General features: G+C 68.2%; 14 protein-coding genes. 4 read left to right on the forward strand and 10 right to left on the reverse strand.

What is annotated here, in order from left to right:
• Genes BKN51_RS37515 through BKN51_RS37525 form a run of 3 tightly spaced genes read left to right on the forward strand, consistent with a single transcriptional unit; the run spans window position 1 to window position 3,031 of the window.
• Window positions 1–1,221, forward strand: coding sequence for a hypothetical protein (locus BKN51_RS37515; protein ID WP_101612087.1), 1,221 nt, complete (start codon window positions 1–3; stop codon window positions 1,219–1,221).
• Window positions 1,218–2,399, forward strand: a complete 1,182-nt coding sequence (locus tag BKN51_RS37520; RefSeq protein ID WP_101612088.1) for a glycosyltransferase family 4 protein — start codon at window positions 1,218–1,220, stop codon at window positions 2,397–2,399. Before BKN51_RS37515 ends, BKN51_RS37520 begins: the two co-directional genes overlap by 4 nt.
• Window positions 2,396–3,031: a phosphatase PAP2 family protein gene (locus tag BKN51_RS37525; protein WP_101612089.1), complete on the forward strand. Its 636-nt coding sequence runs from the start codon at window positions 2,396–2,398 to the stop codon at window positions 3,029–3,031. The genes BKN51_RS37520 and BKN51_RS37525 overlap by 4 nt, the downstream gene beginning before the upstream one ends.
• On the opposite strand, the gene BKN51_RS44845 is transcribed toward BKN51_RS37525, so the two are convergent.
• Complete coding sequence (locus BKN51_RS44845) at window positions 3,015–3,491, reverse strand: hypothetical protein (RefSeq protein WP_335645058.1); 477 nt, start codon at window positions 3,489–3,491, stop codon at window positions 3,015–3,017. The genes BKN51_RS37525 and BKN51_RS44845 overlap by 17 nt on opposite strands.
• Before the next feature lie 207 nt (window positions 3,492–3,698).
• On the opposite strand from BKN51_RS44845, the gene BKN51_RS44745 reads away from it, so the two are divergent.
• Window positions 3,699–3,821 carry a hypothetical protein gene (locus BKN51_RS44745; protein WP_255414877.1) on the forward strand — a complete coding sequence of 41 codons (123 nt, stop codon included), beginning with the start codon at window positions 3,699–3,701 and terminating at the stop codon, window positions 3,819–3,821.
• 276 nt (window positions 3,822–4,097) lie between these two features.
• Here the strand turns inward: BKN51_RS44745 and BKN51_RS37535 are convergent, their stop codons facing one another.
• From BKN51_RS37535 to BKN51_RS37575, 9 genes are all read right to left on the reverse strand, one after another.
• Window positions 4,098–5,543, reverse strand: a complete 1,446-nt coding sequence (locus tag BKN51_RS37535) for a right-handed parallel beta-helix repeat-containing protein (protein ID WP_101612091.1) — start codon at window positions 5,541–5,543, stop codon at window positions 4,098–4,100.
• 56 nt (window positions 5,544–5,599) lie between these two features.
• On the reverse strand, window positions 5,600–6,976 hold the full coding sequence (locus BKN51_RS37540; RefSeq protein WP_101612092.1) for a right-handed parallel beta-helix repeat-containing protein: 1,377 nt from the start codon (window positions 6,974–6,976) through the stop codon (window positions 5,600–5,602).
• Window positions 6,977–7,095: 119 nt separating this feature from the next.
• Window positions 7,096–8,412 (reverse strand): glutamate-1-semialdehyde 2,1-aminomutase, encoded by a 1,317-nt coding sequence (locus tag BKN51_RS37545; RefSeq protein ID WP_101612093.1) that lies wholly within the window; start codon window positions 8,410–8,412, stop codon window positions 7,096–7,098.
• Window positions 8,413–8,419: 7 nt separating this feature from the next.
• Window positions 8,420–8,968 carry a dTDP-4-dehydrorhamnose 3,5-epimerase gene (rfbC, locus tag BKN51_RS37550; protein ID WP_101612094.1) on the reverse strand — a complete coding sequence of 183 codons (549 nt, stop codon included), beginning with the start codon at window positions 8,966–8,968 and terminating at the stop codon, window positions 8,420–8,422.
• Complete coding sequence (locus BKN51_RS37555) at window positions 8,965–10,152, reverse strand: polysaccharide pyruvyl transferase family protein (RefSeq protein WP_101612095.1); 1,188 nt, start codon at window positions 10,150–10,152, stop codon at window positions 8,965–8,967. The genes rfbC and BKN51_RS37555 overlap by 4 nt, the downstream gene beginning before the upstream one ends.
• Window positions 10,149–11,099: a glycosyltransferase family 2 protein gene (locus BKN51_RS37560; protein WP_101612096.1), complete on the reverse strand. Its 951-nt coding sequence runs from the start codon at window positions 11,097–11,099 to the stop codon at window positions 10,149–10,151. Before BKN51_RS37560 ends, BKN51_RS37555 begins: the two co-directional genes overlap by 4 nt.
• Window positions 11,096–12,370, reverse strand: a complete 1,275-nt coding sequence (locus BKN51_RS37565) for a hypothetical protein (RefSeq protein ID WP_101612097.1) — start codon at window positions 12,368–12,370, stop codon at window positions 11,096–11,098. Before BKN51_RS37565 ends, BKN51_RS37560 begins: the two co-directional genes overlap by 4 nt.
• 6 nt (window positions 12,371–12,376) lie before the next feature.
• Window positions 12,377–13,651, reverse strand: a complete 1,275-nt coding sequence (locus BKN51_RS37570) for a DUF4910 domain-containing protein (protein ID WP_101612098.1) — start codon at window positions 13,649–13,651, stop codon at window positions 12,377–12,379.
• Window positions 13,651–14,673: an NAD-dependent epimerase/dehydratase family protein gene (locus tag BKN51_RS37575; protein WP_101612099.1), complete on the reverse strand. Its 1,023-nt coding sequence runs from the start codon at window positions 14,671–14,673 to the stop codon at window positions 13,651–13,653. Before BKN51_RS37575 ends, BKN51_RS37570 begins: the two co-directional genes overlap by 1 nt.
• Window positions 14,674–14,677: the final 4 nt, after the last annotated feature.

The raw sequence follows: 14,677 nt of genomic DNA on the forward strand, positions 1-14,677 counted from the left end.
ATGCTCGATCCCGCGGTGCGTCCCGCGGCGGCGATCCGCACGGGCATACCCAAGGGCGCCGTCATCGCCTGGACGTTGCTGATCATCAACACCCTGGGCTCGACGGGCGCGAAGACGGTCATCCCGCTGCCGAGGTCGGTCAGCCAGCTGATCACCATGGGCTCGCTGGGCGCCGCGTTCGTCATCGCGCTCGCCTTGAACAGCAAGCTGCGCATCAGGCCCAGCGCGTATCTCTCCCTGCTCACGTTGCTGCTGGTGCTGAGCGTGGTCGCGAGCCTGAACCTGGAAGGCGGGTTCGGCGCGCTGTTCCGCTGCTTCCGGTTCACCCTCTTCCTCAGCACCCTGTGGTTGCTGACCCGCTGGTGGAACGGCGGCCTCGACCTCGTCCGCGCACATATCCGCGCCTATGGCGTGGTGCTGGTGACGGTGGTGATCGGCTTCGCGCTGAGCCCGGGCAACGCGATGCCGTTCGAATACGGCGGACGGCTCACCGGGACGCTGTGGCCGCTGACCCCGCCGCAGGTCGGCCAGTACGCGGCCATCGTCATCGGTCTCACGACCTTGTTGTGGCTCAGCGGGAAGCTGGACCGGCGGAACGCGCTGATCGTCATCGTCCCGTCGTTCGGGATCCTGCTGCTGACGCACACCCGCACCGCGATGCTCGGCCTGGTGGCCGGGACCATCGTGGCGCTGATGTCGCAGTGGATGTCCAGCGCCCGCGCCCGCAAGGTGTTCACCGGGCTGGTCTTCGGCGGGGTGTTCGCCGTGGTGGTGCTGGGCGGGCTGCTGCAGACGTGGTTCCTGCGAGGGCAGTCCGAGGAGAACTTCTCCAGCCTCACGGGCCGGGCGAAGGTGTGGGACTCGCTGCTCGGCGCGCCGCGGACGACACTGGAGTACTTGTTCGGCGTCGGCCTGACCGACAAGTCCTACGACGGTCTGCCGATCGACAGCAGCTGGCTCGCGGTCTATCACGAGCAGGGCTTCGTCGGGATCGCGATCGTGGCGGCGTTCCTGCTCGTGCTGGTGGTGGTCGCGGTGCTGCGGCCGCCGTCACCGGCGAGGGCGTGCGCGATCTTCCTGATCACCTACTGTCTTTCCGCCTCCTACACCGAGGCGGGCCTCGGCGACGCGTCGCCGTACCTGCTGCACCTGGCCTTGGCCGCGTCGCTGCTGGTGCGTGCGCCCGCCGAGGACCCCGAGTTTCTCAAGGAGCCCGCGTGAAGGTCCTCGTGATCCACAACCGGTACAGATCCGAGCAGCCGAGCGGCGAGAACAACGTCGTCGACCAGGAGGTCGCGCTGCTGGGTGAGGCCGGGCACGACGTCAGCCTGTTCGAAAAGCGCAGCGACGACATCGCGGAGATGTCCTTGCCGCGCAAGGCCATCGTCCCGCTCCAGGTGCCGTGGAACCGGGCCGTGCGCGCGGAGCTGGCCAGACGGCTGGCCGACGACCGGCCGGACATCGTCCACATCCACAACACGTTCCCGCTGCTGTCGCCTTCGGTGCTGGCCGCCTGCGCCGACGCCGGGGTCCCGACGGTCGCGACCGTGCACAACTACAGCCTGATCTGCCCGCCCGGCACGCTGTACCGCGAGGGCTACATCTGCACCGACTGCGTGGGCCGCAAGCCGATCCCGGCGGTGCGGCACGGGTGCTACCGCGGGTCGGGGCTCGCCACCGTGCCGATGGCGGCGAGCCTGGTGCTGAACCGCAATCGCTGGTGGACCGGGGTTTCACAGTTCTTCTGCATCTCGAAAGCCCAGCGTGAGGTGCTGATCGCCGCCGGGATGCCCGCCGAACGGCTCGCGGTGAAGTACAACTACGTCGGCGATCCGGGCAAGACGCGCAAGGGCGCGGGGGAGCACGTGCTGTTCCTCGGCCGGATCACCGCCGAAAAGGGCATCGGCCTGCTGATGACGGCCTGGGACCAGCTCGCCGCCGTGGGCGGGCCCCTGCCGCCGCTGGTGATCGCCGGCACCGGCCCGATGCAGGACGAAGTCGCCCGCTGGGCACACGGCCGCGACGACGTCCGCTACGTCGGACTTCAGTCCAAAGAGGAATGCCGGGACCTGATCGCCCGCTCGAACGCCGTCGTCGCCCCCTCGGAATGGCTGGAAGCGTTCGGGCTGGTCGTGGTCGAGGCGATGGCCGCCGGTGTCCCGACGGTCGCCGCGGCCCACGGCGCCTTCCGCGAACTCGTCGAAGACGGTGTCACCGGCCTGCTGCACGAACCGGGCAACCCGGAATCGCTCGCGGCGCGGCTGCGCGAGATCGTCGGCGACGCCGAACGGAACCAGGAGATGGGCTGGGCGGCCAGGCTGGTGTACGAACAGGAGTTCACGCCGAAGGTCGGTCTGGAAAGACTTGTCGGCGGCTACCAGGCCGCGATCGACGCGTGATCACTGGTCCGCCCGCACTCCCACCGCGGGCGCGGGTCCCGCTCTGGACCTTGGGCGCCTTCGGCTTCGTCGTCGCCCTCGTACTCGCCCTGCGCTACGCCGGGACCTCCCACACCGCCGGGCTGGACGCCCTCGTCCTCCCCGTCGTCGACCGGGTCGAAGGGCCGCTCTGGTACCTGGCGACCGCGATCGACTTCGCGGGCGAACCGGTGGGCGCGATCATCGTCATCGCGCTGTTCGGCTGGCTGTGCCTGCGGCACCGACGGCCACGGACGGCGATCCTGCTCGTGGCCGCCTCCGGGGTGACCGTGGCGCTGACCACCGGCCTGAAACCCCTGACCGGCAGGCTGATCCATGGCGAATTCCTCTCGTACCCCAGTGGGCACACGGCCTTCGCGGTGACGGTGGCGACCGTGGTCGCTCTGCTGGTGATCGACGTGCGCGGTCTCGGGCCTCTTGGCGGGGCCGGGGTGCTGGTGGGCCTGGTCGCTTTCGCGGGCCTCGCGATGGGGTGGGCCGAGGTGGCGCTCGGGGCGCACTATCCGACGGACACCTTCGGGGGTTTCGGGGTGGCTGTCACGGTGGTGCCGGTGGTGGCGTGGGCGGTGGACCGGCTCACGCGGCCCGCCTGACGGCCGGGCGAGGGCGAGCCTGCGCGGTCCGGAACGCGGCTTGAAGCTCGCGCTCGACCTCGTCCGGCTCGGTGCGCAGCCGGGACGGAAGTGTCTGCAGCACGACGATCCCGGCGGCGACGTATCTCGCGTTGCGGGCGACGGTGGCGCGATGGTCTTCGAGGTTCGCGTGGTGGCGGTAGGAATCGATCTCCCAGGCGAAGGCGATCTCGTCGCACCAGAAGTCCGGGGTGGCGATGTAGTTGCCGTTCGCGTCGAAGATCGGGACGTTCCAGTGGCCTGGCGGGAGACCGGATCTTCGCCAGAGACGCCAGGCGTCGGCCTCGGCGACGGATCTCGCTCCGGCGAGGAGTGGGGTCAGGGCCTTCCTAGGCAGCGCTGTTCCGGTGCGGCCCGCTTGGTCTAGTTCGTGGGTGAGCATTTCGGGGGTGCAGAACCGGCGCTGGACCGACTCGGCCATGAGGGCTTGGATCTCGTCCTCGTCGGTGAGGCGTCGGGCGGCGTCGATGACGGCTCGGGGGACCGGGGCGACCGGGAGACCACCTCGGAGGTGAGGGCGGGGCGGATTTCGAGTTCGTTCGACGTACACGAAGCCCGTCGCTGCGACCCGGCGATCGTGAGGGACCAGGATGTGCACGTCTTCTGGTGGTGGTAGTCGCTCCAAACCATGGTGGCGGAGCGCCCAGAGGCCGGTCAGGCTCGCGTCACCGCGTCCGTGGAGCAGCGCGGCCTGGAGTCGTTGTTCGTCGGTGGGTTCTCCGCTGTGGAGCAGCACGATTCCGGGCAGTAGCCGCTGCCAGGGACCGCCCGGAGCGCACCGGCGCGTAACGGTCCGGTTCGGTACACCGGCGGCCTCGAGCTCGGCCGCTCGAACGACCAGCGGACCGTCGGTCAGAAGTGGACTGCTCGTCCAGGTTCCTCGTAGCACCGGATCACCATGCGCCCCACCACCGACAAGAATGGGCTGCGAGGAGCATGAACGGACCTGTCGCGCCAAAATTCGGGCGAGTGGGGAAGATTTGAGACGTTCAACGTCTCAAATCTTCCCCACTCGAAGCCGAGCCGCTCAGCAGCCACCATCCCCAAAAGAACTACAGGCGTCCTGCGAGTAAGGAGCCCCCTGCCAAGCCGAAGCCCCCACCGTCCGCGAAGTGTCATGAACGACAAACCGCCAAGCTCCCGTATAAGCGTTGTCGTACCACCGGTTCTCCTGCCGGAAGGTGATCGCCTCCGAAACGACATCGCCGCGATAAGGCGACCACTCCGGAAAGGTCCCGAAGTTCGCCAGCATCGCCATCCGCCCGCACAGACCTGAGCAATCAGGCCCGTGAGAGAACTTGTTGCCGTGAATGGAAACCCGCTGGGTCTTCCAGCGGCAGTCGTCGTACAGCGGCCGTGACGCGATTCCGGGCGCCGAACAGGTCGAAACCGAGGGGACCAGCCGGGTGCACGAGCCGGACGAGGTGTTCGCCGGGCTGTTGCAGAAGCGGTCCGCGTTCTCCCACAGGGTGATTCCGGCCCAGTTGTCCTCGAAGACGTTGTCGACGATCTCCACCGAGGAAGTTCGCGCACGAATACGAGGTTCCCCGCCGGCCTCGGAAAGATAAATCGTCCCGACCGGGAAGTCGTCACCCCGCGCGGCGAACGCGCGGCCCTGGACGAGGGTGTTCCGGCGAAAGGTGTTCCCGCGGACCACGAGGTTGTAGGAGATCTCGTAGAACAACGCCTCCGCCTCGTTGTCCTCGATCAGGTTGTCCTCGATGAGGAAGTCGTTGTTGTTCGTGTCCGCCCACAGGCCGGCGCCGTGGTTGTGGTGGACCCAGTTGCCGCGGACGTCGGCGCCGTCGACGGCCCAGAACTTGGCGCCACCGCTGCAGCCGCAACCGGGAACCTGCTTCTCCCAGTCGTCGGTGTTGTTCCCGGTGATCTCGTTGCCCTCGACGAGCAGCCCGGTGATCCCGTCGCCCGCCCGGTAGGCGTTGATGCCGTACTGCCCGTTGTTCCGCAGGCAGTTCCGCCGGATCTGCTGACGCGGTCCCGCCATCATCGCGGCGCCGCGGTTGGCTTCGATGGTGTTGCCCTCGATGGTCCAGTGCTCGCCGGAGTCGTGGTTGACCACACCCTGATCCCGCGGTGCCGCGAAACCGCGGATCGTGAGGCCGCGGATGACGACGTCGCGCGCCTGCTGGGTGAACGCGTAGCGGTTGACGCCGCCACCGTCCAAGACCGCGCCGGGCGCGCCGAGATAGGCGTTGCCGTCCTTCGGGATGATCTGCCCGAACTCGTCCGCGCCGAGCGTGTGCTTGCCCCCGGCCAGCCAGAACGTCGTGCCGGCCGGGAGTTCGCGCGTCTTCACGGAAAGGTCGGTCCCGGGTTCGACGACCACGGCGCCGTCGGGTTTCGACGGGCTCACCGGTCCCGCGTCGCAGACCGCGACAGGGGAAGCCTCGGCCGGTAAGGCCGTGACGACCCCTGTCGCGAGCAGCATCAAGATGACCAGGAACGCGGGCATACCCGAAACGGTAGGCCACTTCGGACCGTCTCAGATGGACACTTACAGGTGAACCTTCAGCAGGTCATCGACTCTCCGAACCCGCTGCAGGTGTCCTGCAGATAGGGCGCCGCCTTCCATTGTTCCGCGGTCAGCCGCCGCGACGTGTCGTGGGCGACGAACGTCCAAGGCCCGTAGTACTGGTTGTCGTACCACCGGTTGTCCTGCCGGAAGGTGATCGCCTCCGAGACCACGGCACCCCGGTACGGCGACCAGGCCGGGAAGGTCCCGTAGTTCGAGAGCACCGCCATCCGCCCGCAGAGGCCGAGACAGCCCTCCATCGTCGAATCGAACTCGAACGTGTTCTCGTGCACCGAAACGCGCTGGGTCTTCCACCGGCAGTCGCCGTACAGCGGCTCGGTCGCGATGCCCGGATCCGAGCAGGTGGGCGTCGGTGAGACCAGCGCCGTACAGGAGAGCGTGGAGGTGTTGGCCGGACTGTTGCAGAACCGGTCCGCGTTCTCCCACAGCGTGATCCCCGACCAGTTGTCGGAGAACATGTTGCCCCGGATGTCGATCCGGCTGGTCCGGGCGGGCAGCCTCGGCTCACCACCGGACTCGCTCAGGTACACCGCGGCGACCGGGAAGTTGTCGCCCTTGGCGGCCCGGGTGCGGCCCTGTACCAGCGCGTTGCGCCGGAAAGTGTTCCCGATCAGCTCCAGGTTGTAGGAGATCTCGTAGAACAGCCCTTCGGACGCGTTGTCCTCGATCAGATTGTCCTCGATGAGGAAATCGTTGTTGTTCGTGTCGGCCCAGAGCCCGACACCGTGGTTGCCGTGGACCCAGTTGCCGACGATGTCGGCGCCGTTCACGGCCCAGAACTTCGCACCGCCGCTGCAACCGCAGCCAGGGACCTTCGTTTCCCAGTCGCCGGTGTTGTTCCCGGAGATCTCGTTGCCTTCGATCACCAGATCGGCCAGCCCGCCACCGAACCGGTAGGCGTTGATGCCGTACTGACCGTTGTTCCGCAGGCAGTTCCCGATCACCCGCTGGCCGGTGCCGGTCATCATCCCGGCGCCTTCGTTGTTCTCGATGACGTTGCCTTCGATGGTCCAGCGTTCGCCGGAGTCGTGGTTGACAACGCCCTGATCCCGTTCGGCGACGAAGCCGCGGATGGTCAGCCCGCGGATCACCACGTCCTTGGCCGACGTGGTGAAGGCCGCGCGGTTGAGCCCGCGACCGTTGAGCACGGCGCCGGGCGCGCCGAGGTAGACGTTGCCGTCCTTGGGCATCACCTGGCCGAACTGGTCGGAACTCAGCGTGTGCTCGCCGGGTGCCAGCCAGAACGTGCTCCCCGGCGGGCTGAACCGGGTCCTGTCGGTCAGGTCGGTGCCCGGTTCGATGACCTGGGCGCCTTCCGGGGCGGAAGGGACGCCGACGGTCGTGCCGCACACCCCTCGAGTCGGCTCTGGAGTCGCCACCGCTGTGGTTTCAACGGCGACCTGGAGCAGTAATACCGACAACGCGACGCAAAGCGTGCGCGAGCCGGCCGAGCGATATGCGATCCCTGAACTCATACCCTTCTCCGAAACACCGGCTTGACCGAACGGCCACCCAGCCACGGCGCCGGGTCATCCGCGTCGAGAGCTTTGCGATACACGAGGCAGGCCTGCGAGACCACTTCGACCGTTCGGTCGATATCTTCTTCGGACAACGCGCTGCTGACCACGAACGACGGTCCGAGGACCCCGCCCGTGACCAGTTGCCGCAGGAACAACGTTCGGTAGTCCTGCGACGGTTTCTTTTCCGCGTCGAGCGTGCCGAAGACGAGATTGCTCGCCCGGCCGCGCACGACGACGTGTTCCTCGACTCCGGCCGAGGCCGCGACTTCGCGGACCCCGGCGGCGAGCCGGTCGCCGAGCGCGTGCAGCCGCGCGGCGATGCCTTCTTCGGTGTAGGTCTCCATGACCGCGATCGCGGCGGCCAGTGAATGCGTCTCGGCGCCGTGCGTGGTGGACAGCAGGAAGACGCGGTCCCCGGCGGTGCGAAGGCCGCCGAGTTCCATCAGTTCGCGTTTGCCCGCCAGCGCCGAGACCGCGAATCCGTTGCCGAGCGCCTTGCCGAACGTCGAGAGATCCGGCGTGACGCCGTAGAGCCCCTGCGCGCCAGCCTCGGACCAGCGGAATCCGGTGATCATCTCGTCGAAGACCAGGACGCAGCCGTAGCGGTCGGCGAGGTCCCGCAGGCCGGCGAGGTATCCGGCGGGCGGTTCGAGCTGGGTGGACGCCTCCAGGATCAGGCAGGCGATCCGGCCTTCGTGCTCCCGCAGCATCTGTTCCGTCGCGGGCAGGTCGCCGTAGGGGAACGACACGGTGAGTTCGGTGATCTCATCGGGGATGCCCGTGGACATCGCCGTGGTGCCGATGAACCAGTCGTCGATGGAGAAGAAGGCGTGGTCGCGGCAGATCGCCACCAGCGGCCTGCCGGTGGCCGCCCTGGCGAGCTTGACCGCGGCCGTGGTGGCGTCCGAGCCGTTCTTGGCGAACTTGACCATTTCCGCGGTGGGAACGGTTTCGAGGAACTTCGCCGCCGCCCGTTCCTCCACAATGGACGGACGGGCGAAGTTGGCGCCCCGGTCGATCTCCCGGTGGGCCGCTTCGCTGACCCGCGGGTGCACGTGCCCGAGGCTGACCGCGCGCAGCCCCGAGCCGTACTCGATGTACTCGTTCCCGTCGACGTCCCAGACATGCGCGCCGCGCCCGTGGGAGATGACCGGTGCCAGGTTCTCCGGGTACTGGTCGTCGCCCTTGGCGTAGGTGTGCGCGCCTCCGGGGATCATCGCGTGGAGACGCTCGTTGGCCCGCATGGACTCGGGAAGCTGACGGGACACGTCTATCTCACCTCGTGTTCTGTAGTACCGCGGAGAGCGGGAGGGCACGGCGGTCCCGCTCCGAGACGAAGGCCGCCGGAAGCGGCCAGTCGATCGCCAGTTCGGGGTCGTCGTAGGCGATCGCGACGTCTTCGGCGGGATCGTGCGCGCGGTCGATCCGGTAGGAGACGTCGGCGTACTCGGTGAGCGCCTGGAAACCATGCGCGCACCCGGCCGGGATGTACAGCGAGACCTGGGTCTCCCCGGACAGGTCGAACGTCTCCTTGCCGAGATAGGTCGGCGAATCCGGCCTCAGGTCGACGACGACGTCGAAGACGGCGCCCCACGAGCACCGGACCAGTTTCGCCTCACCCTCGCCGGAGCGGAGGTGCATCCCGCGCAGCACTCCCTTGCGGGACCGGGAAACACTGTCCTGGAGGAACCCGTTCGGGTCGATCCCGGCCGATCGGACGACGTCGGCGTCGAACGTGCGGCTGAAGAAGCCTCGCTCGTCGGCGTGCGGGGTCGGCTCGAACAGGAACGCGCCCGCGATGGCGGGCACCGGGATCACCTTCATCGGACTCCCATCGGCAGGAAGGCGGCCGACAGTTCGGCGAACTGCTCGTCCAGTAGTCGTACCTGTTCGTCGCCGCGTTTCGCCAGGATCCCGGTCAGTTCGCCCGCCCGGGTTTCGAGTTCGGTGAACTGGCGCACCAGCGCGTCGAAATCGATCTCCTTGGCGGACTGGCAGAAGTCCCCCAGCCCCAGTGCGGTCATGAGGACGTCGTTCTTGCCGGCGTACCCGACGGACAGCGTCGGTTTCGCCAGCTTCAGCGCGCACAGGACGTTGTGGTAGCGGGTGGCGACGACGGTCTCGACCGCCGACATCGCCCGCAGCACATCGTCCAAAGTGGACGTATCGGCGGCGGCGATCAGCGGGGAATCCAGCTCCCGGATGATCTCGTCGACGACCTGCCGGTCGGCCTGGTCGCCGATGAACAACCGCACCGGGCGGCCGTCGGCGACGAGCCTGGCGACGAACCGGGTCATGTTGTCCACATAGGACTCGTAGATCTCGTCGGCGCGCGCCCGGTCGTCGTTCCCGCCGCGATAGGCCATCACGCCGACCCCGACGGAGCGGGGCTGCACCGGTTCCGACGGTGCCGGGAGGGCGAAGGCGAGATCCGGGTAGACGCGGTCGTTCGTGACGTCCACCCCCATCGTGCGCATCGCTTCCCGTGACGGCTCGTCCCGGTACGACCGGAACGTCGCCAGCCGCGCGGCCCAGCCGATGATCGACCGGGTGGCCCGGTGCGTGCTCACGCTGGCGCCGACGCTCACCAAGGCCACCTTGGTGCCGACCAGACGGCCGGACGCCGAAAGCAGCAGCAAGGCGTACGGGAAACCCCACGGGCGCAACGGAAGGGTGGATTCGAGGACGCCCATCCCCGGCACGATCACCACGTCCTGGCGGCGTGCCCACGCCGCCGTGCGGAAGACGTCGACGAGTTTCCCGAAGCCCTTCATGGCGATGGACAGCGGTCCCGAGGCCGTCCGGTACTCACCCTGATACCAGTTCAACGCGGTCGTCTCGAGTTCGTGGCGCGACGCGACGATTTCCGGACCGCCGCACATCACGCTGAGCGCGGCGTCTGGATGTTCCGCGCGCAAGTACCCGAGAACCGCCTCGAAGGAACCGTCGTTGCCGAGGTTCCCGGATCCGAGGAGTCCGAACAGCCCGATTCTCGCGGGCGAGGTCAAGGGAGTCGTCCCTCCTGGCCGGCCACTACCGAGACCACCGACACCTCACGCGGACCGGTTTCGGCCTCGGCCTGCACCGGCATCCGTCCCATGGCCGGGTTCCCGGCCCGGTTCAGCATCCACTGCCGCAGGTACCGGAAGCATTCGCGCTTCTCCGCGCCGGAGATCGGCGCGTTGCGGATCGCGTTGGCGTAACCCAGGACGTACTCGCCGAGCAGCCGGATCATCGGGTGACGCAGTTTGTCGGCCCGCTTCGGGTCGAGGTTGGTGGCACGCCTGCGCACGGTGGGGTGCTCGTGTTCGGAGCGGCCGGGGTGGTCGCGCCGGAAGTACAGCCAGTCGGGCACCTGGTGGAACGGGCCGTGCAGGGCCAGTTCCGAGATGATCGTGCGGTCCGCGTGGTGGTAGCTGTCCAGCGGCGCGACGCGGCGCAGCACGTCGGTGCGGATGACCGCGCCGTCGTCGTCCCCGCCGGGCGCGAACAGCGTGCTGCGGAAGCGTTCCGCGGCGTGCGGCGAAACCGTGTTGAGCGGGTACTCCAGCGCCTGCGTGACGATGCCCTTCTCGTCGATCATCGCCGTCCACGAGTGCGACAGGACGAACTCGGGGTGCTCGTCGAGCGCCTCGACACAACGCTCCAGCAGGTCGCGCGCGTAGAGGTCGTCGTCGGAGGCCCATTTGAACAGCTCACCGCGGGCGATGTCGACGCAGTAGTTGTGGTTGGGCGCGCAGCCGATGTTCACCGGCTGCCGCACGTAGCGCACGCGGGAATCCAGCTTCGCGTACCCACGGCTGATCTCTTCGGTGCGATCCGTGGACGCGTTGTCCGAGATGATCAGTTCGAAGTTCTCGTAGCTTTGGCCGAGGAGTGCGTCCAGCGATTCGGCGAGGTAGTCCTCGCCGTTGTAGACCGGGAGCCCGATGCTCAGCCGAGGAGCGGTGCTCATGACGTCCTCATTTCTTCCTTCTCCGAAGTCAGGTGTTCTTTGAGGGCGATGTGCAGCTGGAGCCACCACACCGCTGATCCGCTGGTGATCGCCAACGCGACCCCCCAAGCGGATCCGGACGCCCCGGCCAAGAAGGCGCCAATGAGCCCGAAACCGACGTAGCCGGCCGAGTTGATCAGCTGGGCGCGAAGGCTCCTTTTCGCAGCGCCGAGCGCACGCAATCCGGCGGCCGCCCCGGTGTTGAACCCTGCCGCGGCGATACCGATGGTCACCGGGAGGATCAACTGCGAGGCGGGATCCCAGACGTCACCGAGCACGAACCGGCCGGCGTCGTCGGGTACCAGAAGCAGGGCGAGACCCCAGAGCAGGGCCGCGGCCGCCTGGCCGGCACCGAGAACGGCGCAGAAGTTCCGAAGGCGGTGCGGGGCCCGTTGGAGCACCCGTGCGCTTTCGGCCACCGTGACCAGGGAAAGTCCCATCAAAAGGGCGAAGAACGGTCCGAGCAGCAGTTCGGCGCCGCGCACCGCGCCGACGCTCGCCAGCCCGGCGATCGCGCCGAGGCCGTACATCCGCAGCTGGGTCGAACCGGCGTTGCTGACGTTCTCGATCACGTACCGGGCGCCGAGGTCGCGGTGCCGTTTGAGCCATTCGAGCGTGCCGCGCGGATCCGGCCGGACGCCCGCCTGCAGACAGCCGTACCCGGCGGCGACCGCCCCGGAAAGCCCCCACGCCAGGATGAAGGCGATGACCGTGTCGAACCACCGGTGCGCGATGAACAGCGCCGGGATCAGCGCGATACCCCAGACGACGTCGTTGACGAACGCCTTCTTCCCGTGCCCGGCGGCGAAGAAGGTGAACCGCCAGGCGTCCTGCAGCAGCAGGGTGGGGATGACGATCCCGAGCGCGACGAACGCGCCGCCGATGGGGCCGCCCACCACGAGACCGGCGACCACACTGATCGCACCGGCGACGACACCCGCGGAGAGCGCCGTGCCGGTCGCCTTGGCGGTCGCCGTCCGCCAGGTCCCGGTGGGTACCCCGGAGAACCGCACCATCAGCGGATCCGTCGTCAGCCCGCGCGACAGGTTGAGCACCACGCCGTAGCTGACCCAGGCGAGGCTGAACATGCCGAAGGCGAACGTGCCGAGTGAGCGCGCCACGAACAGCCCGACCACGAAGTTGGTGATGCTGGAGACGGCCTGGTCGCCCAGGCCCCAGCTGAGCCGTCCGGCCATGGCCCGGACGGCTTGGGAACGCAGCAGTGATCGCATCGGCCTCTAATCCTTGAGCAATCCGGCGTCGTGCAGCGCCTGAGCGGCGGCGGCGACGGAATCGAACGGCAGCCCGGACCGCTCGGCGACGTCGAGCAGGCTGTGCTCGCCGTCCGAGAGGTTGAGCACCCAGAGCATGGCCATCTGGGCTTGTTTGGCGTCGCTTCGGCCGCCGAGCGAGTCGTACAGCCCACGCTTGCCGAGTTGCGGCTCGCCGTAGGGACTGAGGTTGACGTAGCTGCGGTCGCGGTCGAGAACGGTGTGCACGTCCCGCAGGGTCCGGAGGGTTTCCTCCATCGCCGCCGTGGAAACGAAATCGAGGTTGTCGGCCGAGGTGTGGTACTCGGGGTAACCCGCGTACGGCGTCCTCGTCAGCGAACCGACACCGAGGTTGAAGCCGGGGGAGCAGAACTGGCGCTCGTCGTATCCGTACGGCGAGAAGTCCAGGATCTTGTGCGTGCGATCGGCGAGGACGTACGCGAGTACGCGGTCGATCACGGCGTCGCCACGACGGCTTCGCTTGTACGTCAGCGATCCCGGATCACCGGCGCACGCGAGGACGAGCCCCGCCTTGATCCGGCCGACGCGTTCGTTGTTGCGCGCGAGCCAGGTGATGGCGCCGATCGTGCCCGGCATGAACAGGAAACGATAGGTGTGGTGTGGCTTTTCGAGCGTCTGCGCGAACGCGGCCGCGATCGCGATCCCGGCGACGTTGTCGTTCGCCAGCGAGGGATGGCAGGTGTGGCAGGAGATGATCACCTCGTCGGTGACCTCGCCCGGCACGACGTGTTCGGCGTAGGTGAGGTGCCCGTCGGCGAGGGTGGAGTCGATGTGCACCTCGTACTCGCCGTCCGGCATCGCGTCGAGGGTGTCCTGTGCCAGGCAGAAACCCCACGTCGGCGAGTAGTAGCTGGTCCGGTACGGCACCAGGGACGGCTGGTCCGGCAGCGTGTGCAGGTGTTCGCGCAGCTCGCTGAGCGGCATCTTCCGCGAGATCGGGACGCTGTAGCCGACGACGTGCAGGTTCGACTCCTGGAAGTCGACCACGCGGCGGCCCGACGCGTCCTTGATGTACGCGTCGCGGATGTTCCACTCCTGCGGCACCGTCCAGTCGAGCACCTGGGTGCCGGTGGGGACCTCGTGGATCTCCAGCGGGATGTGCTCGCCGACGATCTCCAGCGTGCGGCGGACGCCGTCGCCGGTGATGCTGCGGCACAGCGGATACAGGCGCTCGACCAGCTTCTCGAGGTCAGCGCCCGTCTCCAGGTCCCGGTGTGTCATCAGCGACGTCGCAAGGTGTCGTCGAGTTCGCCGGCGGCGGTGCGGTCCTGCAGCCGTGCGAGCCGGGTGAACAGGCGCTGGAAGCCGTGCTCGGTGAGGCCGTGGGTCCGGTAGGCCTGGATCAGTTCGACCGCGCCGTCCTTGACCGACCAGTCGCACTCGAAGCCGGGGATCGCCGCGCGGAACCGGGAGAAGTCGACCCGGTACGAACGCGGGTCCGCGCCCGCCTCGCCGGTGATCCGCAGTGTCGAGCCGGGAACGGCCTCGACGACCTCTTCGGCGATCTCGGCGACGGTCACGTTGTTGCGTTCGGTGCCGATGTTGAACGCCTTGCCGTGGACGGCTTCCTTGGGCGCGACCAGGGCCGCCGCGAACGCGCGCGCGATGTCCTTGGCGTGCACCAGCGGACGCCACGGCGTGCCGTCGGAGAGCACCAGCACCTCGCCGGACAGGTGGGCGTGCGCGGTCAGGTTGTTGAGCACGATGTCGCCGCGCAGCCGCGGCGAGAAGCCGAACGCGGTGGCGTTGCGCATGTACACCGGGCTGAAGTCGCCGTCGGCGAGTTCCTGGACGTCGTCCTCGACCCGCACCTTCGACTCGGCGTACGGCGTCACCGGGCGCAGCGGCGCGTCCTCGTCGACCAGGCCGTCGCCGCCGGAGGCGCCGTAGACCGAGCACGTCGAGGCGTAGAGGTACCGCTTGACCCCGGCGTCCTTCGCCAGCTTGGCGAGTTTGACCGAAGCGTGGTGGTTGATGTCGTAGGTCAGCTCCGGCGCCAGCGAACCGAGCGGGTCGTTGGACAGCGCGCCGAGGTGGATCACGGCGTCCACCCCGGCCACGTGCTCGGCCGTGACGTCACGAAGGTCGACCTCGAAGCCCTCGGGGTCCTCGGGCTGGGGGCCCAGCACGCAGGTGTCGTAGAGACCGGAGTCGAGGCCGATCACCTCGTGGCCTTCGGCGGCCAGCACCGGGGCCATCACCGTGCCCAGGTAACCCTTGTGCCCGGTCAGCAGCACACGCATGGCT

The organism is Amycolatopsis sp. BJA-103 (genome assembly GCF_002849735.1).
Classification (GTDB): Bacteria; Actinomycetota; Actinomycetes; order Mycobacteriales; family Pseudonocardiaceae; genus Amycolatopsis.